The 23,296-nt window shown below is 52.2% G+C and carries 21 protein-coding genes and 1 pseudogene; 8 read left to right on the forward strand and 14 right to left on the reverse strand.

Going from position 1 to position 23,296, the window contains the following annotated elements; all coding sequences use genetic code 11:
- Positions 1-22 precede the first annotated feature (22 nt).
- A complete protein-coding gene (locus HUO07_RS15210) occupies positions 23-1,207 on the reverse strand; it encodes an ABC transporter substrate-binding protein (RefSeq protein ID WP_176304255.1) in 1,185 nt (394 codons plus the stop codon).
- Positions 1,208-1,397: 190 nt separating this feature from the next.
- Between HUO07_RS15210 and HUO07_RS15215 the strand changes: the two genes are divergently transcribed.
- Complete coding sequence (locus HUO07_RS15215) at positions 1,398-2,813, forward strand: amidase (RefSeq protein WP_176304256.1); 1,416 nt, start codon at positions 1,398-1,400, stop codon at positions 2,811-2,813.
- Between the two features lie 43 nt (positions 2,814-2,856).
- On the opposite strand, the gene HUO07_RS15220 is transcribed toward HUO07_RS15215, so the two are convergent.
- Complete coding sequence (locus HUO07_RS15220; protein WP_176304257.1) at positions 2,857-3,639, reverse strand: IclR family transcriptional regulator; 783 nt, start codon at positions 3,637-3,639, stop codon at positions 2,857-2,859.
- A 136-nt stretch (positions 3,640-3,775) separates the two neighbouring features.
- Here HUO07_RS15220 and HUO07_RS15225 point away from each other — a divergent pair, with 136 nt between their 5' ends.
- The 6 genes from HUO07_RS15225 to HUO07_RS15250 all read left to right on the forward strand — a co-directional run bounded on the left by HUO07_RS15225 (position 3,776) and on the right by HUO07_RS15250 (position 8,911).
- The gene (locus tag HUO07_RS15225) at positions 3,776-4,300 is read left to right on the forward strand and encodes a 2,4'-dihydroxyacetophenone dioxygenase family protein (RefSeq protein WP_176304258.1); all 525 of its coding nucleotides are present in this window, start codon (positions 3,776-3,778) and stop codon (positions 4,298-4,300) included.
- Positions 4,301-4,384: 84 nt separating this feature from the next.
- Entirely contained in the window at positions 4,385-5,359 is a 975-nt protein-coding gene (locus HUO07_RS15230) for a Bug family tripartite tricarboxylate transporter substrate binding protein (protein WP_176304259.1), read from the forward strand.
- Between the two features lie 4 nt (positions 5,360-5,363).
- Complete coding sequence (locus HUO07_RS15235; protein ID WP_176304260.1) at positions 5,364-5,834, forward strand: tripartite tricarboxylate transporter TctB family protein; 471 nt, start codon at positions 5,364-5,366, stop codon at positions 5,832-5,834.
- Positions 5,834-7,339 (forward strand): tripartite tricarboxylate transporter permease, encoded by a 1,506-nt coding sequence (locus HUO07_RS15240; protein WP_246286709.1) that lies wholly within the window; start codon positions 5,834-5,836, stop codon positions 7,337-7,339. Before HUO07_RS15235 ends, HUO07_RS15240 begins: the two co-directional genes overlap by 1 nt.
- A 52-nt stretch (positions 7,340-7,391) precedes the next feature.
- Entirely contained in the window at positions 7,392-8,090 is a 699-nt protein-coding gene (locus HUO07_RS15245; protein WP_176304261.1) for an SDR family NAD(P)-dependent oxidoreductase, read from the forward strand.
- Between the two features lie 32 nt (positions 8,091-8,122).
- Positions 8,123-8,911, forward strand: a complete 789-nt coding sequence (locus tag HUO07_RS15250; protein ID WP_176304262.1) for an SDR family oxidoreductase — start codon at positions 8,123-8,125, stop codon at positions 8,909-8,911.
- Positions 8,912-9,497: 586 nt separating this feature from the next.
- Here HUO07_RS15250 and HUO07_RS15255 read toward each other — a convergent pair.
- The 11 genes from HUO07_RS15255 to HUO07_RS15305 form a co-directional block, all read right to left on the reverse strand.
- Positions 9,498-9,986 carry a GNAT family N-acetyltransferase gene (locus HUO07_RS15255; RefSeq protein ID WP_176304263.1) on the reverse strand — a complete coding sequence of 163 codons (489 nt, stop codon included), beginning with the start codon at positions 9,984-9,986 and terminating at the stop codon, positions 9,498-9,500.
- A gap of 72 nt (positions 9,987-10,058) precedes the next feature.
- Positions 10,059-10,343 (reverse strand): cupin domain-containing protein, encoded by a 285-nt coding sequence (locus tag HUO07_RS15260; protein WP_176304264.1) that lies wholly within the window; start codon positions 10,341-10,343, stop codon positions 10,059-10,061.
- Between the two features lie 36 nt (positions 10,344-10,379).
- A complete protein-coding gene (locus HUO07_RS15265; RefSeq protein WP_217908919.1) occupies positions 10,380-11,348 on the reverse strand; it encodes a helix-turn-helix domain-containing protein in 969 nt (322 codons plus the stop codon).
- A 99-nt stretch (positions 11,349-11,447) separates the two neighbouring features.
- Positions 11,448-13,403 (reverse strand): hydantoinase B/oxoprolinase family protein, encoded by a 1,956-nt coding sequence (locus HUO07_RS15270; protein ID WP_217908920.1) that lies wholly within the window; start codon positions 13,401-13,403, stop codon positions 11,448-11,450.
- A 14-nt stretch (positions 13,404-13,417) separates the two neighbouring features.
- Positions 13,418-15,463 (reverse strand): hydantoinase/oxoprolinase family protein, encoded by a 2,046-nt coding sequence (locus tag HUO07_RS15275; RefSeq protein ID WP_176304265.1) that lies wholly within the window; start codon positions 15,461-15,463, stop codon positions 13,418-13,420.
- Positions 15,464-15,694: 231 nt separating this feature from the next.
- Positions 15,695-17,050: a purine-cytosine permease family protein gene (locus tag HUO07_RS15280; protein ID WP_176304266.1), complete on the reverse strand. Its 1,356-nt coding sequence runs from the start codon at positions 17,048-17,050 to the stop codon at positions 15,695-15,697.
- Positions 17,051-17,292: 242 nt separating this feature from the next.
- Positions 17,293-18,264 carry a 5-oxoprolinase subunit C family protein gene (locus HUO07_RS15285; protein ID WP_176304267.1) on the reverse strand — a complete coding sequence of 324 codons (972 nt, stop codon included), beginning with the start codon at positions 18,262-18,264 and terminating at the stop codon, positions 17,293-17,295.
- Positions 18,254-19,150, reverse strand: coding sequence for a 5-oxoprolinase subunit B family protein (locus tag HUO07_RS15290; RefSeq protein WP_217908921.1), 897 nt, complete (start codon positions 19,148-19,150; stop codon positions 18,254-18,256). The genes HUO07_RS15285 and HUO07_RS15290 overlap by 11 nt, the downstream gene beginning before the upstream one ends.
- Positions 19,140-20,528: an acetyl-CoA carboxylase biotin carboxylase subunit gene (locus tag HUO07_RS15295; RefSeq protein WP_176304268.1), complete on the reverse strand. Its 1,389-nt coding sequence runs from the start codon at positions 20,526-20,528 to the stop codon at positions 19,140-19,142. Before HUO07_RS15295 ends, HUO07_RS15290 begins: the two co-directional genes overlap by 11 nt.
- Entirely contained in the window at positions 20,525-20,773 is a 249-nt protein-coding gene (locus HUO07_RS15300) for an acetyl-CoA carboxylase (RefSeq protein ID WP_176304269.1), read from the reverse strand. Before HUO07_RS15300 ends, HUO07_RS15295 begins: the two co-directional genes overlap by 4 nt.
- 75 nt (positions 20,774-20,848) lie before the next feature.
- Positions 20,849-21,607, reverse strand: a complete 759-nt coding sequence (locus HUO07_RS15305) for a 5-oxoprolinase subunit PxpA (RefSeq protein WP_176304270.1) — start codon at positions 21,605-21,607, stop codon at positions 20,849-20,851.
- A 110-nt stretch (positions 21,608-21,717) separates the two neighbouring features.
- Between HUO07_RS15305 and HUO07_RS15310 the strand changes: the two genes are divergently transcribed.
- On the forward strand, positions 21,718-22,620 hold the full coding sequence (locus HUO07_RS15310; RefSeq protein WP_176304279.1) for a LysR substrate-binding domain-containing protein: 903 nt from the start codon (positions 21,718-21,720) through the stop codon (positions 22,618-22,620).
- Positions 22,621-23,090: 470 nt separating this feature from the next.
- On the opposite strand, the pseudogene HUO07_RS15315 reads toward HUO07_RS15310, so the two are convergent.
- Positions 23,091-23,296, reverse strand: a pseudogene (locus tag HUO07_RS15315) (4-aminobutyrate--2-oxoglutarate transaminase); the annotation flags it as partial.

A 23,296-nucleotide genomic window follows, 5' to 3' on the forward strand; every position in this document is an offset into this window, starting at 1 on the left:
TTGTGCCATGCAGGCGTCGCGATTAGCGCTCGTCCCATACCGGTGTCGGGTACCGAACATCCTCTGCAGCCAGGTCGGTCGGGAATACGGTGACGTGTTCACCATCCTGGATCTGCAGTACAAGGCTGCGAATCGGGTTCTGTCCTTGGAAGCCATCGAAGCTTTCAAAGGCAACATGGGTAACTGGTGTATCCAGGTCGGTCTCGGCTAACACATCCCTCACATCGCTTCGCTCAAGGGACTCGGCGCGTTCAAGCGCATCAGCAGCAACTCGAAGTGCCAGATAACCCTCTGCTTCGTAGAAGGTGGGCTCCTCACCCGTCTTGGCTTTTAGGCGTTCATAAAGATCTTCCACGCCCTCGTACTGAACATCCTTGCTCCAACTCACGACAGTGGCCACATACTCAGCAAGATCACCTACCTGATCGACGAAGCTAGGCAAGGCGGCGCCGGTGTCGATAGCCACGGCTTTGGCATTTAGGTTCACCTCACGCATCTGACGCGCAATAGCTACCCCATCCTCCGCGTAGGCAACCACATAGAGCAGGTCGGGCTCTTCAGAACGAAAACGGTTCAGAATGGGTCGAAAATCAGAGGTGCCTTGATCGTAGGATTGATTGCCCACGACTTCGTAGCCCCGCTCTTCCGCTAAACGTTCACCCTCCTCGGCAAGCGACGCCGGCCAAGCACCATTGCCATACAGCATGGCGACGGTTTCCAAGCTATCGTCTTGTTCACGAAGGAAATCGAAATAGTCGAAATAGCTTTCAGCTACAATCGTTGAGTTATGCTTGGCACGGAATACCCAGGGCGAACCAGGTTTGGTAATACTATTGTCTGCGCTACCGAGCACAATGAGCGGAATCTCTTGGCGGGTCATTAGCTGTGCCATCGGCCCAGTAATGCTTGATGCATAGGAGCCCATAATCAAGGGAACATCTTGTCGATTAAGTGATTCGATCGCTGCCAACGCACTGGTAGCTTCAGAGCGGTCATCTTGCACGGACAATGTCAGAGGTTCTCCCCTCACCCCACCGCCTGCGTTGATTTCCTCCAAAGCGACTTCCATTCCTGCTTGGTAACGCTCACCAAAGGCGGCGAAGGGACCCGACAAGCTATTAATGACACCGACTTCGATATCAGCTAATACAGCGGGAGCCGCCAGAAGCCAGGGGGACATTGAAGCGATAGCGATTAATTTTTTCATTATATTGCCTCTTGATAAGATCTATAAAAGGACATTTAGTCGATTTTTTAGTATCTTTTCGATTATTCACGACTAAATTATGTATAGACCAAGCTTACAAACGTTAGCAAGCCAACTTCATTAAACGGTAACCACTGTCATTCAAACCATCTACCTCTATCACCCCTAAAACAATGAATAAGGAGCATCCATGAATCTCCCATCGGACCCAGTCGCGTCACTGGGAATCGCTGGATTCGCTGACGCATTGCGCCGAGGAGATATCACCTCAGAGCAGGCGGTTAGTGCGTATCTAGCCCGTATTGAAATATTGGATCCATTGGTATCCGCCTATGAAACAGTAAATGCCACTCGTGCTCTAGCCACAGCGCGCGCCATGGATATGCTGCTGGCCAACGGGGTCGACCTGGGACCGCTGATGGGGTTGCCGGTATCGGTGAAAGACCTATTCATTGTTGATGGAATAACACCACATGCTGGCTCCAACCTGCCTCTTCAGGACAAATTGGGTACACGTGAAGGAACCTTCATTCGTGCGTTGAAATCGTCAGGTTGTGTAATTCTGGGAACCACTCGGATGGTAGAGTTTGCGCTCGGCATAACGGGCCACTCCGAGCCTCGTGGCACGCCTTGGAATCCATGGGATGCCCAGCAGCATCGTCTTCCTGGTGGTTCTAGCTCTGGTGCCGGGGTCGCGCTTGCCTCAGGATTGTGTGGCTTATCCATAGGCAGTGATACAGGGGGATCAGTCAGAGTTCCCGCAGCGATGTGCGGCTTGTTTGGCTTAAAGACCACGGTGGGCCTATGGCCTACTGACGGCGCCTTTCCACTGGAGCCTAATACCGATTCCATCGGTCTGCTCACACGAACCGCACAGGATGCCTCCATTGCTTTTCATGCGCTGAATGACAGAATCAACCCCTCTTCACAAACTCATCAGACTCCGATAACACCTGACCAGCTGACACTGGGTGTGCCAGATAATTACTTCCTTGAGGGTGTCGATTCGGAGATGAAAATCGCATTTGATCGTGCCCTATCCGTTTTTAAAAGGAATGGCGCTAAGCAGACTCACGTTCATGTCCCGGATGTAGATGGTCGCGAACGCTATTTCCCCGTCGCCATGCCCGCTCACTTACTGGCGTGGCTGGGCGAGGAGTTCTTTCTGAAACATAAGGAGCTCATAGATCCTATTATTCGTGCACGTATTGATAAGGGTATTGGTATCAAGGCCCATCATTACCTAACGCTGGCTGAAGAGCGACAGTGTCATATTGAGGCGGCTGACCCTTTGTTTGATAACGTCGATATAATTGTTAGTCCAACCACTCAGGCACCACCGCAAAAGCTGAGTGAATTAGAGGATCCTGACATGGCGATGCAGGCTGCGATGGGTATGACGCGTAATACCCAGCCCGCCAATTATTTCGATTGGTGCGCCGTCACCCTACCAATGGGAACAAATTCGGATGGCTTGCCACTAGGCTTGCAATTAAATGGCCCTGGCAATAACGATTCGAAGCTATTAGCCATTGCCGTTGCTTTAGAAGCTCTTCTTGATCCGGCACCACAACCTAAACCATTTCGTGGGCATACGCTGCGTTGAGTAAGTTGGTATTGCCAGCTCTTTGCTGGTGTTAATGTCGGGGTCACACCAAACCAGCATCACGACATAGCGAACGGATACACTCTAAGATACGCTGCTGCCCATCATCAGGCAGTCGATAGCGTGGCACGCTGACGCTGATAGCCCCTTCAACTCGACCATCGCCGCCGCGAACTGCCTGACCGAAACAGATAATGCCTAGTTCATTTTCCTCGTCATCGATTGCGTAACCACGTTCTCGTGTCACCGTGAGCTCATTGCGCAACGCCTCAAGCGTCGTACAGGTGCGATATGTGACGGGCTCTAGCGTCAATTGAGCTAGGTACTGCTCACGGGTGGCTTCGTCGAGGGTGGCGAGATACGCCTTACCTACCGAGGTGGAATGCATGGGTACTGGCATTCCGATGTAAGAGGCCATGCGAACTGCTTCAGGCGACTCAACCTTATCCACAAAGGTCATATGGCAGCCAAACGGCACGCCCAAGTGCACCGTTTCGCCAGTTTGCTTACCGATGGCGCGCAAGGTAGCCCGAGCGCGCTCCTGCAAGCTACTGCGCGCCAGCGATTGCTGGGTGAGACGAAGCAGCGAGCGACCCAGCACGTACTCTCCACCCACTGGATTACGTTCAACAAAGCGCTCCTGTTCAAGTGTGTTTAGCAAACGATAGACCGTAGGCCGTGGCATCCTTAGATGGGCCTGGATATTACGGATGGTCGCTTCGCTGCCAAGTTCAGCTATCACTTGTAACAGGCGTAGGCCCTTTGTTACCGCGGCGGCCCCCTGTACGCCGGGCCGGGGCACTCCTTCTTCGCCGTCAACCATCATTGCTTACCTCTTCAAATAATACGAATGTCTAATCAGCAATCTGTCACGGCCCATTGACGCATCGCGACTGGACTCTTACCTTAAAACATATTGTCCATATTATGATCAATATGTCCACATAGCGGACGGAGGAAATATGCCGGTTCAAGCTGATGATCATCAACGAATGCCTTACCAATATCCGCAACCTGCCGAGGCCGCACTTGAAATTGTCGAGCCGCATGCCCTCCCCCAGGATGAACGAATCTGGGTGCCGCAAGCGGAAAACGTTGATTTCCGACCGTTGTGCCTAAACGTGTCACAAGGCTACTGGGTCAACCTGCTGCGCGTTCGCAAGTCCGGCGTACTTAGCCGCCACCGTCATCCTAACCCGGTGCATGGCATGGTACTCAAAGGCAAATGGCGCTATTTAGAGCACGACTGGGAGGCCACGGAGGGCAGCTACGTCTACGAACCTCCAGGCGAGACTCACACACTGGTTGTCGACGAGGATGTCGAGGAAATGATCACTCTCTTCCAGGTCAACGGCGTAATGTATTACGTCGACCCATGGGGCAAGCACCTAGGTTACGAAGATGTTTTTACCAAGATAGACATGTGTCGTAAGCATTATGAAGCCTGTGGGCTCGGCCGTGACTATGTCGACCGGTTCATTCGCTGAAGCGAAACATTCGCCCTAGACAAAATGCATGATTTAAGGTTCTAACGCCAAAAACAAAACTACAAAATGACACGGAGCACTCTCATGATGTTTAACAAAACCCCGCTAGCCATATCCGTTAGCTTACTCGCATTCGCCTTATCAACCGGCAGTGCTCAAGCTGACTACCCCGAAAAACCGATTGAACTGATCGTCCCCTGGTCAGCGGGTGGTGGCACCGATGCGGTGGCCCGCCAATTGGCCAACGGGCTGCAGGAAGAGCTTGGGCAAACGGTCAATGTGGTGAACCGCACCGGCGGCGCCGGAGTGGTGGGCCATACGGTCATGGCCAACGCCGAGCCGGATGGTTACACCCTTGGCCTAGTGACCGCAGAGATTACTACCTATCGACACATTGGCAGCTCTCAAATCTCGTATGAGGATCTGTCGCCGATTGCGCTGATCAACCTTGATGCCGCGGCGTTTAACGTCAGCGCCGAATCAGAGTGGGAAGACCTCGATAGCGCCCTGCAAGACATTGAAGCCAACCCCAACGAATACACTGTCTCCGGCTCTGCACCAGGCGCTGCCTATCATCTGGCATTCACTGGTTTCCTTAACCAGCAGGGCATTGATCCCAACACTGTTTCACTCGTCCCCAGCGAAGGTGCTGCCCCCGGCCTTCAGGAACTCGCTGCCGGTGGTGTGGATTTTGTGTTCTCCTCGCTGCCCGAAGCTGAATCCATGCGCAGTGCCGAGCGTGTAAGAACGCTCGCCGTGTTCGCCGACGAGCGCCTTGATGCCTTCCCTGACATTCCCACTGCCGAAGAAGTCACCGGCGATGAATGGGCGGCGGGTACATGGCGTGGTCTGATCGGCCCTGAAGGATTACCCGATGATGTCGTCGATACCCTGGCGAAAGCCGCAGAAGCCGTCTACGAATCTGACCAATTCCAGGAGTTCATGACCAATCAGGGCTTCGGCATGCAGTGGGAAGGCCCGGAAGGCTTTCGCGACTTTATGGCTGAAGCTGACGAAAATAACGGTGAAATAATCGACAAGTTGGGCCTAGCAGAGTAACACCATGCGCATCAACGACCTCTTGATGGGGCTGGTAATGGCGCTGCTTGGCGCCATTACTATATGGGCCTCCAAGGATTTCCCGCCGATAGCGCGCCAGCCCTACGGGGCTGGCACTTTTCCCACCATCATCGGCGCCTTTCTAGTTGGGCTTGGCCTGCTACTGTCACTTCGCGGCTGGCAGCAGCGTGGCGCCCTGTTCCTTTGGCAGGGGCAGGTGACGCCGTCGCATACTTTAATATGCCTGCTCGCTGCTATCACCGCCGTCGCTGGTTACGTGTTGCTAACGCCGCTGCTCGGCTTCCCGCTGGTCGCGCCCATAATGCTCACCTTGTTGATTGGTTGGCTGTCCGGCGGCCGCTGGGGGATGGCCATTATCGTCGCCATTGTGGCAAGTGCGGTGGTATGGAGCGTTTTCGCATTATTGCTGCATGTGCCACTTGATCTGGGCATTCTCGAAGAGGTGATCTACTAATGGCGGAACTACACGCAGCATTAGGCATGGTGTTTGCCTGGGATGTCCTCGCGGTGATCCTCGGCGCTTCGCTATTTGGCCTGCTGATAGGCGCCATTCCAGGCTTGACCGCAACGATGGCGACCGCCTTGCTCGTACCGGTCACCTTTTTCATGGAACCGCTTCCAGCGATCAGCGCTATCGTAGCCGCCACGGCTATGGCTATCGTGGCTGGCGACATACCCGGTGCCCTGCTCCGTATACCTGGCACCCCCGCCTCAGCTGCTTACACTGAAGAAGCCTACCTGATGGGCCGTCAGGGAAAGATCGGCCAAGCGCTCGGAGTAAACTTGGCGTGCTCAGTCGTCGGCGGGCTCATCGGCGTTGCATTTCTCGTATTTTTCGCCCCACTGGTGGCTGATTTCGCTCTTCGCTTCACCAGCGACGAATACTTCTGGTTGGCCCTGCTCGGGCTTTCCTGCGCCGTGCTGGTATCTGGTGCAGATCCCCTCAAGGGCGCGATCTCGATGCTGATAGGCCTATTGATCTCGATGGTGGGCATGGATTCGGTCTCAGGCCAGATCCGTTTTACCTTCGGCATCTCTGATCTGCTCGGCGGCATCTCAATTCTGCCGGTACTGATTGGCCTGTTCGCCATCGCTGAGCTGCTGCGACGCATGCCAGAAATCGGCCACACCCATTTTCCTCCGCCTCCGCCGGTGGAAAAGCCATTTAGCGGCGTGGGCAGGCTAATGTGGCAATACAAAGGAGGGATCGCGCGTAGTGGCGTGCTCGGCACGCTGATCGGCGCACTGCCCGGGGCGGGGGCCGATATCGCTTCATGGATCAGCTACGCCTTGTCACGCAAACTCTCGCGCACGCCCGAAAAGTATGGCACCGGGCATCCCGAAGGGTTGGTCGCGGCTAGCTCGGCAAATAATGCCGCGCTCTCGGGTGCCTACATTCCTGCCCTGGTGTTCGGCATTCCTGGTGACACTATCACCGCCATTATTATCGGCGTACTGATGATGAAAGGCATTACACCAGGGCCAGATGTTTTCACCTCCAGCGCCACCTTGGTCAACGCCATATTCATCGTGTTCATCCTGGCCAACCTGCTGCTACTACCTCTTGGCATGCTCGCCATTCGCGGCGCACGCCATATCCTCGCAGTTCCTTCCAGCGTGCTCTACCCGCTCATTTTACTGTTTTGCATCGTCGGTGCCTTCGCCGCCAACAACAGTCTGCTGGATGTCTGGCTGATGCTTGGGCTGGGCCTGCTGGCCTACTTCCTGGTGGAGAACGACTTCCCCATCGGGCCCATGATTCTGGCGGTAATTCTCGGCCCAGTGGTGGAGAGCAACTTTATGCGCTCAATGATTAAAGCCAACGGCGAACTCCTGGTGCTCTTCGAACGCCCTATCGCTGCCATGCTGGGCGGGCTCGCATTACTAGTGTGGCTGGCCATTATCGTCTCAAGCGTGCGCTCGGCCTGGGGGGCGCGTGCGGCAGCTACCTCATCTTAAACGACCCATGTTCGTGGCCTAACCCCCTTTTCACGTTTTAAAGAGGAGCGATATGAAGACTGTTATTGTTATTGGTGGTACTACCGGCATCGGGCGGGCGATTGCGCTGGCGTTTGCCGACCAGGGTGATGAAGTCCACGTCACCGGCATTGAGCCTGCTAGCAAACAGCAAGCCGAAGGCGTAGCCAACCAACACCAACTCGATGTGCGTGACCCTGCCCAGGTTGAGCGCTTCTTTGAAGCGTTCCCAAAATTGGATGTGCTAGTGAACTGCGCTGGCGTTATCCAGCGTGATGGCAAGGAGTTCACGCCCAAAGGCTTTGCTGAGGTCATCGATATCAACCTCAACGGCACCCAGCGCTGTTGCCATGCCGCGCATGCGGCCCTCAAGGCAACGGGTGGCTGTATTATCAACACCGCTTCAATGCTGTCGTTTTTTGGCAGCGGGCATGCCCCAGCCTACTCTGCCTCTAAGGGCGGCGTGGCACAACTCACACGGTCGTTGGCGATCGCCTGGGCTACCGATGGCATTCGCGTCAATGCCCTTGCGCCTGGCTGGATTGCCACCGACCTGACGGCAGCGCTCACCCAGAATAGCGAACGCTCGGCGGAACTCGTCGGGCGCACGCCCATGGGCCGCTGGGGCAAACCCGACGACCTCGCCGGGCCCGCGCTGTTCTTGGCCTCCCCGGGCGCTAACTTTATAACGGGCATACTTTTACCGGTAGACGGTGGCTATTCGTCACGGTGAGCCCAAATAGCGAATACAAAGGAGCACATGGTATGGATCTTGGAATCACGGGACGCTGGGCCGTCGTGTGCGCAGCATCCAAAGGGTTGGGGCGAGGGTGCGCCGAAGCGCTAGCCAAAGAGGGCGTTAACCTGGCCATTAATTCACGCAATGCCGAGGTACTCGAAAAGACCGCCAACGCGTTGCGGGCACTTAATCCAGCCATCGAGGTTCGCCCCGTGGCTGGGAATATCGGGCACGAGGAGGTACGCGAGGCATTGCTTGCCGCCTGTCCGCAAGTCGATATTCTAGTCAACAATAACGGCGGGCCACCACCGGGTGACTTTCGCGACTGGGATCGTGAGGCGTGGATACAGGCCGTGGATGCCAATATGATCACGCCCATTGAACTGATCAAGGCCACGGTAGACCATATGGCCGCCAACGGATTTGGTCGCGTGGTCAATATCACCTCGGGCGCGGTAAAAGCCCCCATAGACATTCTCGGGCTGTCCAACGGCGCGCGCAGCGGACTAACCGGCTTCGTCGCGGGTCTTGCTCGCCAACCGCAACTCGCCTCGCACAATGTCACAATCAACAACCTACTGCCCGGCTCCTTCGATACCGACCGACTACGTGGCAACTTCAAGATGGTCGCCGAGAAGAGTCAGCAAGATATCGAGCAGGTACGCGAGCAGAGTGCCCAAGGGGTTCCTGCACGGAGATTCGGCACCGCCGAGGAGTTTGGTACTTTCTGTGCCTTTATGTGTAGCGAACATGCAGGCTACCTGACCGGGCAGAACATTCTGCTCGATGGCGGCGCCTATCCTGGGACGTTCTAATCGGAGGGGTTTGCGGTTAATAGCCTGAAGTTCGCTGAGGTAAAAACAGCAGCCCATGCTCAAACTTTGACTTGCACACAGCTAGAACGTCTTAGCGAGCGGTGCCGGTGAGCCACTGCTCGGTTACCGCACCGGCAAGTTGACGAAGCCACAATCACTAATTATATAAAACTTGGTAATCTAAGTGATTATGCAAAATTATCGCGCATAAAGAACAAAGATCCATCAGAGTAAAGGCAGGATTTGAACCTGCGACCCTCGGCTTCGGAGGCCGTTTAGATTCATGCTCAATATTTTTATCGCTAGTTTTAAAATTCGAATATTTCTTATAAATCATAACTATACAAAGACACTAGCAGATAAGACTCAAGCACCTCATCACCAATTAATGACGATCTATGACCGTTAATGGCATCCATTAGGCACAATGCGTGATTTTGTCGCGTCTGGTATTCAGACCGATTTGACCCTTGGCCAACTCCGGAACTTCGCCATGAGGCAACAGCACTTGGGTCGCCAGGTATAGGTGCTCAATAAGATAGTATGGATAGTCAAAAGCCCACTACATCTGAGAGAGCAAAAACTTCTACTTCGAACTCATGAAAATCAAATCAAAAGAAATTTTATAATTTATTGAGTTCATTTGATATAACACCCAGTCGGTTTGGTCAGCACTGCGATCATAAACGGTCCGGGCACGGTAATTTTTTTCACGAGTAATCCAACGCACAAAAGGCCAATCATGGGCGAGGGCTTCCTCTTTAAAGGCCGACAACATAGCGTTTACGACCCCGCTACCGCGATGTTCAGGTGCGACATAAAGATCATCCAGAAAACCGACCTCACTACCGCGAAGGGGCAATGGCATGGCCCTGAAGTGCATCAAGCCAACAACTTCACCCGCCTCATTCATTGCAACTCGACCTTGCAAACTGATTCCGGCCTGAACCCATCCCCAAACAGCTTCAAGGGTAGCGTCAGTCATTGGCATACCATAGAAGTTCGCATAATCTTTATACAGTGCTGCCCAGGCCGGGCGATTGCTTTCATCCAGTGTCTTGATCATGATGATCATGCAGACTCTCCTTTTTCTTGGCTGTGCAGGCGAATTGGTTGCACGCGGCATTATCAACCTCCCAGCTAAAAGCTACTTAAGCTCGACTTCAACAAAGGAGAACGCAGTATCGCCGTTATTGATCACATTATGCTCGGTGCCTTCCACCCGGTTGTAGCAAACGCCAGCTTGTAACGCCACTTCACGGTTACCCTCAGGCGTTTCCAACAGCATCTTGCCGTCATGGATTGGCACAATTACGTAATCATGGGCATGACGATGCCAACCGGTTTCCGCACCTGAAGCGAAATCCCAGCGGGTGACAATGACCTGGTCGTTATCGATTTGCTGGTGACTGCGTGCTTGCGGTCTGCTCATGAAAAACCTCTATATTGTAGATACCAGTTAATCACTTCAGGTCTTCTGTTCGCGCAACTCACGGGCGGGATAACCAAAGTGTTGTTTAAATACTCGACTGAACTGTGCCTGGTCGGAAAACCCCCACCGATAAGCGATTTCGCCAATATTGATACCTGCTGGCGATGCTTCCAGATCCCGATGCGCTGCTTCAAGACGCTGTATTTTTACCCATTCACGTACGGTATAGCCTGAGCCGGAAAACAGTTTGTGCAGATAACGTAGCGAAATGCCGTTATATTGAGCAATGCGAGCCGGTGTCAGCTCAGGGTCTCCAAGACTGGCTGAAATATAGCGCTCGATTCGCATCAGGTGGGCAGTTTTAAGGTGCGACTGATCACTACTTAACACTCGCTCATCTTGTTCCAGTACCAATGACAACATACTCAACGCCTGCTCGAACAAGCAGTTCTGGTCATTGATAGAGCATTCATTTACTCGCTGGGAGCAAATCATCAGGAACTCTACGAAGGCGCAGCCAAGACCTTTTTCTGCTGAAAAGCAATGCTGTGAGTAACGCTCCGGCCTGCGAATTCGGTTCTTCATCGATTGACCGGGAACCTTGAACACCCACATATCATTTGGTGATTCGTAGCCAAAACGGTACGGTGCATCACCCTGCTCGACGATAAAATGCCCCGGTGGGCAACTCAAACTTCGGCCATGTTGAGAAAAAAACACGTGGGTACGTAGAGGAATAGTAACCAAAAAAGAGGAATGGTCATCCTGGGCTATCTGTGATTGAGAGCGCGAATACTCTGCCTTATAAGAACGCAGCCGCGACAGTGAGAAGTCACTATCTTCAGCTCTCCACACATTAAGAGACCCTTGAAAGCGCGCTTCAGGATTTCCATAATTCAAAGTCAGGGGAAAATACGTCTGCGAAATCAGTTGTGTCCAGCGATCCTGCGAGAAAGACGTTAGCATGCTGCTTGCATACATTTTATCGATGCTGGCATTGTTCATGTTGTTTGTCTCATCATCGAGTCAGGAGCGCCCTCGCCGACGTTCGGCGAGGGCTTGATCATTCGCCACAGTAGCTTACGCTAATAGCCATATAGCGATTTAACTCCAATGGTCCGATGAACGTCGGCTCATTGACTCACGGTATTGCTGGGTGGACTTCTCAAGTAATTCGCCAGTTCCCCAATCAAGCACTACGCCATAACGCCGAATTACATCCAGTACATCCAGATCTCCGTCACGGTATCGGCTCGCCACTTGCTCTGGTGGTGTCTGTAACCATTGATGGCGTTCATTACGAATCTGCTCCCGTGCCTTGGAAGTGCCTTCATTGTCTATTGTGTAATCATCAATATCTGGATCATTGACGTTAATAATCACCCCATAGTCAAGCTCGGCGCGAGCCACCGAGACGTACCCATCGATGACATCTTCTAACACTTCTTCCGGGAGGCGCAGTAGCGGATCACCGAAACCGCCCCCACCCGCAGATGGGCGCGTAAACGTATCGCCGGAATGGACGGAGACATTGGAGAAGGTCGCGCCCAAGTATTTTTCTTTTGGCGTGCCTTTATTAATCCACACCCCATGAGGCACAGAAGGTAAGCCGCCATTGACACCCCAGGTCACTGAACGACCGCGATCGCAACAGTAGCTCATCACCGTTTTGTCAACCTTGGTGAGCACTCCACCTTTTTGAACGCCGCAACCACCACGGAAACGCCCAGGCCCACCTGAATCCATGCTAATTTCATGACACATTGTCAGCACAGGGTTGAGGCGCTCTTGTCCCTCGACTGGCTGCACAGCAAGGCCTGTTCCGAAAACAGGGGACGTCGCCGACGAACCGTCCTTTGTCTGACGGCCACCCCAACCACCAGCCATCCAGTCATACCACATGAAATAGCTGGTGCTATCCGTACGTTGGTCGTTACCGCCAATAAGTAGGTACTCTAGATTGAAGGCACAGGCCATGGCTCGTTCTGGCATGATCCCGCTCCACAACTCGAAGATCCCGTTCATGATCTTTTCGTAAGGCCCGGAACAGAAACCCGTCACCGCGTGAGGCCAACCAGCATTAACCACAGTGCCTTCTTCGCCGATATTTGCCTTTACCGCACGATAAAAACCGGAGTTCAGCGGCACATCTGGGAAAAATGTCTTGGTGCCTGCATAAATGGCCGAGTGAGTTGTTCCATAGCCGGAATTGAGGAAGGTAGACACCACTGGAGCCGACCCAGTCAGGTCATAGTGGATGCCATTACCGTCCAGCTTCAGTTTGATTCGGATCGGCACCATGCCTTCACCCAACGCAGGATCAGCATCGATATAATCAACGGTTTCCCATTCACCCTTAGGCATATCCGCTAAGCTTTTCAGCACGATACGCTCTACATAATCCTGTGTTTCCTGCATGGCCCCGACCACGGTCTCTTTGGAGTACTTATCAACCAGGCGCAGAACTTCACGCTCACATACTGCAGTCGCTTCTGCCTGGGCATGCAGATCGCCTAAAGCTTGACTGGGCGCCCGTGTATTGGAAACCAGCAATTGAGCCACATCATGCAGGAAAGTACCTTCACGCCAGACTCTTACAGGAGTAATCCGCAGACCTTCACTGAAATGCGTGCTGGCATTGACATCAAATGACCCCGGAACATTGCCTCCGATATCCGCCCAATGCCCCTTATTTTGGGCAAAACCGATAATCTCGTCTGCAACGAAAATAGGTCGTATGAAGCTGACATCGTTAAGGTGGGTCCCCCCCCGATACGGGTCATTGATGGCAAAAACATCCCCAGGCTTGATGTCGTCGGCAAACTCTTCCAATACCGCCTTACACTGAAAATGTAGCGTCCCTACATGTACAGCAATATCGCCACTACCCTGCATAACGGTATTGCCCTGGGCATCACAAAGCGCGGAAGAAAAGTCGCGGGAATAAATCACAAACGAATAACAGGTCCGCAGAATCTGTTCGCTCATCAGGTCAACACTGGTGGCGAAGGCATTTTTCAACACTTCGAGTGTTACCGGATCAAGGGTACCTGAGTTCATCTTGTTGGGCATGTTCATGCGTGGTCTCCTGTTTCTATGATCTGGATCCGGATATTTTTCCACTCATCAATGGATGCCGTAGTATTAGGAGGGATAACAGTGGTGGAATCCAGCTGATCAATAATCGCTGGTCCTGATAACTCGTAGCCAGATAGGAGTGAGTCACGTTGGTAAATGGGGGTGTCGTGCCATTGGCCATCGAAGTAAACATCACGGCGGGCATGTGGCTCAGCAGTCGCGCCTGGCACTTTTTCAAACGGCGTGAATGTTGGCTTGGGGGTATTACCCACGGCACGCAGGTGTAATTGGTAAATCTCGACCGGCTGCGCATCCTGACGGAACGAAAACTGGCGTTCATGCTCCTGATGAAAGGTTTCCATCGCCTCTTTCAGAGAATCTGCGCCCTTTTTCATCGACACCTGCAGCGACCGCCACTGCCCTTGATAGCGCATTGAGATACCTCGTTGAAGCACCACATCTTCGTCAGCCACACCTTCATGACGTAGACGCTCGGCAGCCTCCTCCTCAAGGCCGAGGAACTGCTGTTCCAGATCATCCGTATCAGCATGAGCGGCCGCTGCGGTATACATCATCGACAAATCGTGCTGTATATCCACCAGCAAGCAGCCCATGGCCGACGTAACACCTGGGTTAGGAGGCACAATCACCGCTGGAATGCCTAACTCTCTGGCGACTTCGGCACCGTGTAGTGCCCCCGCACCTCCAAAAGCAATCAGCGCGAAGTCACGCGGGTCGAGGCCACGCCGGATTGAGACCAAGCGAACGGCATCGGCCATGTTGGAATTCGCAACTTTCAAGATAGCTTGGGCCGCTTCAGCGGTTTCAAGCGAAAGTGGCTGGCCGATTTTTTCCTTGATTGCTCTCGTTGCCTTATCCTGATTCAGCTCCAGTGCCCCGCCTGCAAGGCTGACACCCAATCGGTTGAGTGCAAGATTGGCATCGGTATTGGTAGGTTCTTCACCACCACGTTCGTAACAGGCAGGACCTGGGTCGGCACCCGCTGATTGCGGTCCGTTGCGTAAGGCACCAGCAATATCAATATGTGCCAGCGAGCCACCACCGGCACCGATGGTCAGCACCTCGATGCTAGGAAATACAATCGGATGGCCATACTCCACCCCCCATTGCTTTGTCACACGCAGTTCACCGTCATGGATCAAGGAAATATCTGTTGATGTACCCCCCATATCCAAACCGACCGCGTTCTGATAGCCACATTGCTCAGCGATATGCTTGGCCGCGATAGCCCCGGCCGCAATACCAGAGGCCGCCAGACGTACCGGGAAATGTTTGGCCATAGCCGGTGTCATTGAACCTCCACCGGAATGCAACAGCAACAAATCATTGGCATAACCACCGGCCGTCAGCTCATCATCCAACTGCTTGACATACTCCGATACCAACGGTCCCAATACCGTATTGGCAACCGCTGTGTTGAAGCGATCATGTTCAAAAATTTCAGGCAGAATCTCTGAGGACGTTGACACATTGGCGCCGGGTATCTCTTCTTCAAGAATCTGACGCATGCGCTGCTCATTATGCACATTGGCATAAGAGTTTATGAAGCATACGGCGATCGTAGTGGTACCTCGCCGCTTAAGTTTACGCGCCAGTTCACGCGCTTCCTGCTCATCTAGTGGAGTGACGATCTCACCTGCGTAATCAACACGCTCGGTGACTTCAAAGCGATCACGTCGGCGAATATAGGGACCACTGACATCCGCATAGGCATCCCAGAGGTTATCCTTGGTACCATCGCGAATTTCGATGACATCACGAAAGCCTTTGGTGGTAACCAGGGACGCCTTGGGAAAGCGCCGTGTGATCAGCGCATTGGTAGCAACTGTGGTTCCATGAAAAAACAAGTCAACATCGGCCAGTTGGATTTCCCCACGTTTCACACCATTGATCACCGCCTGCATGGGATTATTTGGTGTAGAGGGAACTTTGGTGACGCGAAACTCTTGGGTAGACGAATTATAAATACATACGTCGGTAAAGGTTCCACCTGCGTCAACAGCAACTCTAAGCTCAGACATATTGATTCCTTATAGTGTTTTACTTAGCATTTTTCTTACTCACAAGAAGAATCAGAAAATGCTTAAATGTCTTTATATTTATAAAACAACCACCTTACACCACTCTTAAATATCAAAACCCTTTTTAACGAATACATTAAAAATGCGTAGGCAGAGCTTGCTAAAGCTTTCAACCCCCTTCTACCCACGCAAAACAAAGCTCAACTTTAAAGATAGCTACTTATTAGACGTTCATTGTTGTTTGAGCCTGGCAACATACCACTCTTCTCTTGCGAACCTGAGACCAAGTTCATAGACCGCATAAGCAAACACAAAGGTGGCTGGGGCCGAGAACCCAGATACAGAGGGAATGTTCATCATCACAATGCCTGTAAACGTGGCACCACACCAGGCCACCAGGCCGCAAGGGTTAAAGGCAGGAATATAGTCATTATCTAGCTCAACATGACCATTGAAACGATTCTCATAAGTTCTGGACAGAATATGTGCAAGCGCCACCCCTACCCAGGCCACCACAAAGACTCCCTGATACGCTAAGGCCTGAAGAATGTACGAAAACACATCCGCCATCATCAGCACATAGGCGATAACACCAATGACACAGCCAGAGACCACTTTGGACATATGAATGCCTGTGACCTTGCGGATAAATGACTCAAAATTCACGGTTGCTAGATAGAAATTGGCGGTGTTGATACGACTTTGTGTTACCCATACTAGCAGGAGGCCACCAAAGCCCATTAACTCGAGCAGACCTAGTACAATCGATGCCTCGGAAAGACCATCAGTGGGAATCATGGAATCCAACAGAATGCCCACTATTCCGCTGAACAAGAAGGTCATGGCGTAGAAAGGAATACCAAAGGTGATACGCGTGTGAAAACCGGAGTCTTCATTCCGTCCGAAGCGGGCGTAGTCAAAAGTAAACATCATCAACACCCAGACACCCATATAATAGGCAAAGGTATGCAGCCATCCCCAGCTCGACGCACCGCCTTCAGGTACACGAGTTAACCATCCAGAGGGATAACCGAATTCAGCTATCGCCATACCCACCGCGATCAGCATACCGATCACATAGACCGGCAATAAAACACCGTTAAACTTATCCAGCCAGTGCTGCACACTGCCAAAGATCAGTACAACCCCAAAAATCACCACTATTGCAGTGGCCACCGCCATGGAGAGACTACCGCTCCATTCAGAGAGCACCAATGCCATCACATAGCCTTCAAAAACGGCGTAATAAAGAGCGGTTGCAAAAAATATTAAGGTGGCCACTACAGCACCGAAGTGACCAAATAGAATTTTTGAAAAAAGGGCAACTGTTAACCCTGTCTTCATTGAGTAACGGCTAATTACACCATTAACTAAACCATAAGCAATTACCGTTAGAACAATACCGATCAATGCATTGGTCGTGCCATAACTTCGGGCCATTGCGGCAGCTACCACCATATAAAAAATGGCACTACAAACTGCCCAAAAAGCCATCATTAAATTGATTTTTGGCATTCGCCCTTCAGGTGGAACCGGGCGTTCAGAGAAGTCAAGGTCAGTTGCCTCACTTTGATGCTTATCACTCATTTCACTTTCCTTTTATTATGTCATTTATTTTGGAAACAACGTTCCCGTAATGACAATTTGGTGTTTTACAGCATCCATTTTTGAGTTATGAAACGCTGTAATGGGCTTGTTTATTATTATCCCGTGAGAAAGCGTCGATACACCTACACAATAGACGCTACAACAGATAGGTGTTTTGCCTGCGGTGTACTGTTGATTAGCCTGACGTGCACCGCAGGGGGCTCCAGGAATAAATCCCGCATTTACGGCATCTGCCTTAACTGCTTCAGAACCTTTTGATAATGGGCACGGGCTGCTAGCGCTTCTTCAAGCGTAACCTGAACAAAGCGTACCTTCTGGTGAGGTTGAATTTGGCCTACCGTGTCCATATCGGCACTGATCACAGTACCGATCATGGCGTAACCACCACCCGATACGGCATCCCGATGCAAGATGATAGGCTCACTGCCGCTAGGCACTTGAATGGAACCAATTGGATAACAGGCATCAACGATATTGGAGGGATCATCACCTGCGCCAAAGGGAGGCTCCCGCTCAATAAAGGAAAGTGGCGTGCCACCCTTCATGCGGTAGCCGATTCGATCAGCTTCTGATGCCACCACCCAGTCTTCTGAATAAAAACGTGTTTCACTTTCCGCCCGTAGGCGATGCGCGTACAAGCCCGGCATCACACGCAGCTGATATTGTCTGGAAAACTCAGGCACTAAAGAAGGTGGTAAATGACGCCCAGATACTGCCTGACCATGCGCTTGGAATAGTGCCAAGGTATCACCGGCTTGCAGTGTACGCCCTTGCATTCCTCCCAGAGAGCCAAGCGCATAAGTACTGCGGCTGCCTAGTCGCTCGGGTACGTCTATTCCACCTTCGATGGCGAGATAAAGCCTTGCGCCTGCCTTGACAAAATCAAAGCCAAGCGTCGAGCCTGCTGGCACTTCAAACACTTCATTGAGGGGTTGTGCTTCCCCGTTAACACGGGGCGTCATCTCAGCACCACAAGCGGCGACCTTTCGTGTCGTGTCAAAACGTAACTCCGGCCCCATCAGCGCACATTCAATAACAGCAGCTCCCTCAGGGTTACCAACCAAAAGATTTGCTGCTATCAGCGAACGCTGGTCCATCCCGCCGGAAGGAGGAATTCCCAGGTGGTAATGGCCTTCCCGGCCTTTATCCTGAATCGACGATGCCAGGCCCGGCTTGATGATTTCAATGCTCATACAGTGCCTCCTTAACACGACGTGCATAGCCGTCCGGATCTTGATTGAACGCGTCCAGATCAAAGGTGAACGGCGAGATTTTCGGCTTAAACTGTCCCTTTTCAGCAACAGCCAATAGGGCGTCATACTCCTCACGTTCAACGGCACGGTACTTAACGATATCGCCTGGGCGGAAGTAGATCATCGAGCTGTCGATATGCGGGTGCTCATTTGCCGGGTCATAAATGGGCATCGGTGTCACGCCAAACATCTGATAGCCACCCGCTCCACGCACGGAATAAATCACACTGAAGCACCCCCCAATGCCCACCGTTTGTTTAGGGGTATCTGTGCGCGGACGCAGATATTTCGGCACTTGAATCTGGCGTTCTCGTGGCACCATCTGATACATGAACGGCAATCCCGCCACAAAGCCCACCATAGAAACAAACCAGGGCGTTGCGCTATGGGCTTCAATGAATGAATCAACAGTGTCATATCCATTGATACGGGCTGCATATTCCAGATCGGTCGCAGATGGATCCTGATGGTGGTCGCGAAAACGCATCAGGGTTTCATGGGTCCAAGGGTCTCTATAAAGCACAGGCACTTCAATCACCCGAGTTTCCAGAGTACGCACCTGCTGGCTGTCCACCTCCTGCTCCAGCGCTTCCAACTTGTTTTGAAGCTGACTGGCGGAGATCACATCCGGGTTGTAGCGCACCTGATAGGATGCATTGGCTGGGCAGATCTCGATAATGCCGGGCAAAGCAAGGTCACGTAGTTTTTGGGTAATCGAAATAGAAAGGAAAAATGCCTCCAGGGTCATTTCTTCATTAAGTTCAACGAACAAAAACTCATCGCCCGCCTGGCTATAGCGGGTTGTGGCTGCCATCTCATTGCTCATTGATGACCTCCTTCACATTGGCATGATTTGACGCGGGCTCAGCAAGCCAGCGTTCAAGAAAAACCGTATCAAATGCACCCGCCTTGACAGCAGAGTCTTCTATAAGGCGACGGTGCAGACCGGCAGTGGTAGTAAAACCTTGTAACTGAAATTCATCTAACGCACGGCCAGCGCGGGTTAACGCATGCTCACGACTGTCATCCCAAACGATCAACTTAGCCACCAGAGAGTCGTAAAACGGCGGCATCTTGTAGCCTTCATACAAACCGCTATCGATACGAACACCGGGCCCGGTGGGCCACACAAGCTTTTTTACCGTGCCCAGCGACGGGAAAAAGTCGTGGTCAGGATCTTCGGCATTGATACGCATCTCGATTGCCCAGCCCCTTAACGTAATATCGTTTTGGGCAATGCTGAGCGGTTCACCTGCGGCTACCTGGATCATGGCCCTAACCAGATCAAATCCGGTAACCATTTCCGTTACCGGGTGCTCAACCTGAATCCTGGTGTTCATTTCAATGAAGAAAAACTCGCCGGTCTTCTCATCAAACAGATACTCCAGAGTCCCAGCACCCAGGTAGCCAACATGCTCTGCCAGCGCCACGGCAGACTCACACAACCGTTTGCGTATTGTGCTGTCGATAGCTGGCGACGGCGCTTCCTCGAACATTTTCTGACGACGGCGCTGCAATGAGCATTCACGCTCAAAGAAATGCACAGCGCGTTTACCATCACCCAGCACCTGCACTTCGATATGCCTTGCACGGGCAATAAATCGCTCAAGATAGACTCGCCCATCGCCAAACGCTGACTGAGCTTCGCTCTTCGCCAGCGGCAACTGTTTAGTCAGCATCTCCGCATCTTCAGCCACACGAATACCACGCCCACCGCCACCGGCAGCCGCCTTGATCAAAAGGGGGTAGCCTACATCTTCAGCAACAGACAGAGCCTCTTCAAGCCCTTCGACCGCGTGTGGAGAACCGGGCACCACCGGTACACCTGCCTCAATCGCAGTCTGGCGTGCCATGGCCTTATCTCCCATACGGTCGATAATGTCGGCATCCGGGCCAATAAAAATCAGTCCTGCATCCTTGACGGCACGAGCAAACTCTGGACTTTCGGAAAGAAATCCATAGCCTGGGTGCACCGCATCCGCCTGACAATTGCGGGCAGCTTCAATAACAGCTGGAATGTTGAGATAGCTTTTCGCTGCTTGAGCCGGGCCAATGCATACCGCTTCATCGGCCTGATGAACGGCCAAAGTATCCACATCGGCATCGCTGTGAGCGACTATGCTGACCAGGCCGAGTTCTCGAGCAGCACGGACGATTCTTAGTGCTATCTCGCCACGATTGACGATCAACAACCGGCGAATCATTCGCTCACCTCCACTGAGGCAATGATATCCCCAGCTTCCAGTACAGTTTCATTTTCAGCACTAAAGCTTTCCAGCGTGCCAGACACCTCGGCTTTTAGTTCAACGTACTGCTTCATCACTTCGATCAAACCAATAACATCTCCGGCTTGTACCGCCTGACCTTCTTCTATGTATACCGGCTCGTCCGGGGCCGGTTTTCGGTAAAAAACACCAGGGAAGGGAGCTTGAACCTGTTGGGTTGTCATTATGTTTCTCCTGTGATTTTTGGATGATTGCTATCGAAGACAGTGCCATCTTAATAAATTACCAGCCACTTGATATCAGGGAGCAGCCACCTTGATACCAGCGTTATCCAGTGCATGACGCACGGCTTTTACCAATGCCAACGCCCCTGGGGTGTCGCTGTGAATACACACTGACTGAAAAGAAACTGCTACCGACTTGCCGTTGACAGACTCGACCGTGCCTTGCTGACAGGCACGCAACACCTTCTCAGCTACCTGTTGTGGATCAAGGCGTTGCACCTTACGGACAAAGACAATACTGCCCTCATCGTTGTAATCACGATCAGCGTAGAATTCATGCACTGTGGGCAAACCGAGAGTTTCCGCTGCTTTATCCAATGCAGAACCGGCCAGGCAATATATCGGTAGTTCAGGAGCCACCTTGGCTAATGCGGCACATAAGCGCTGCGCAAAGTCGGCATCCTTGGCCGCATGCATGAATAAAGCACCATGCAGTTTGAAATGATGCATACTTAGGCCTTCTAGATGGGCAAGTTCACGCAGTGCGCCCAACTGATAGATAGCATCATTCACTAATTCATCAGCTGGGGCGGCAATCGCCCTACGTCCGAAGCCCACCAAGTCACCGAACCCCGGATGAACACCGATACCAACGCCGTAGCGTGATGCCAAACGTAAAGTGTCTTGCATGATCGTTGGGTCACCGGCATGAAAGCCTGCAGCAATATTGGCAGAACTGATCAAGGGCATAATGTCGACATCGACACCATCGCCGATCGACCAGGCACCAAAGCTTTCTCCCATGTCGGCATTCAGATCAATCGTTGTTGTCATTGCGTCTCTCCGTGGTTACCTCATTCATTAGTGACATTTAAGAAGAGACATTGGTAATATTAATTTTTGCATGGCGATATCAAAAAAAACGAACACTAAAGGCGCATGTAATGGTAAGAAACCTTTCGTTACGCAAACTTCGTTATTTTATGGCGGTGGCCAAAAGTGGCCGAGTGACGCAAGCTGCCATTGATCTAAACGTCTCCCAATCCTCGATCACTACTGGCGTCAAGGAAGTTGAAGAACAGGTAGGCGTTATATTATTCAGGCGTACCAGCCGAGGCATGTTGCTAACACGTGAAGGCTCGCGGTTCTTGCAACGAGTCAACTATGCATTTCAAGCGCTGGAAGATGCCTTTAACGGCTTGCAGGATATTCACCCTACGCTGAAAGGCACCTTGCGGCTGGCCATGACCTATACGGTGGCGGGTTATTTCATGCCACCTCTATTAGCGCAGTTTCAGCGCCGCTATCCTTGGGTGAGAGTAGAACTCAATGAAGTCTCGCGCCCGGAAATCGAGCAAGGTTTAACCTCAGACGAGTTTGATCTTGCCATCATGCTAACTTCAAATATGGAACATCATGACTGTCTGGAAAAAATGACCTTAACCCAATCGAAGCGGAGACTATGGGTCAATGGACAACATGAGCTGCTAAAACGGGAGGAGATTACTTTACAGGATATTGCACACTATCCTTATATCATGCTGACGGTGGATGAAGCCGATCAGACCGCGCTAAAGTATTGGAAACCTGAAGGTATTACCCCAAACATTCTGTTCAGAACGTCCTCAGTTGAGGCAGTACGAAGTATGGTGGCCAATGGTACGGGGGTGACCATCCTTTCAGATATGGTCTATCGCCCTTGGTCACTGGATGGCAAACACATTGAGCATATCGAATTGAGCAACCCTATTCCCCCTATGGAATTAGGTCTCACCTGGCCACGAGCCCGATCTCTCAGCCCTGCTGCCAAAGCATTCCGCGATCTAGCTCAAGGGTTTTCAAGCTAAGTACTTTGTACAAAGGACCGCCGTGCTACCACGGAGTAGATCAGCAAGCCTGTGAAACCGGCGTCCATGCAGGACAATCGTATGCACGCAGTAAATTGCATTTGATCAATGCAGCCTATCTGCTCATCTAGTAATTTCGCCAATGACGGAAGGCTAAGAGCTACTCCCCAGGGCACTCCATCCTCATCTTTGACACGGCAGGTGCTGCGCATATGCCTTGAATTCAGGGGTTAAAGAGGCGTATTCCATGACATCCGGTGAATTGCCCCTCGTTCGCGGAATCGATTGTGGCCAGCATTACTAAGCTGAAAACGATTAAAGTTAAGCTAGAGTTGCAGGTCAGCGAAAACCTGTAGGATTGATCCAAGCACTTAGCTTAAATGCTGAATTCAGCAATAGAACTGCCCGCCAATCGCCAGCAGCTTGCGCTGTTTGAAGATGGCGGGCTAGGTGAGACCTAGAAGAGAGTATTAGCTCAGTGCTTCCAGGGACTGCTCGATAATGCTTAGCCCTTCTTCGAGCACCGCAGAGGAGACCGTCAGCGGCACCAGAATCCGGATGCTGTTGCCGTAGAAACCGCATGAAAGCAGGATCAGGCCTTTCTCGCGGGCTTTGGCGCAGAGCGCGGCGGTGAGTTGCGGGTCGGGCTTGCCGTCGCTGTTGAGCAGTTCAAACG

The sequence above is a fragment of the Vreelandella maris genome (genome assembly GCF_013371085.1).
Taxonomy (GTDB): Bacteria; Pseudomonadota; Gammaproteobacteria; order Pseudomonadales; family Halomonadaceae; genus Vreelandella; species Vreelandella maris.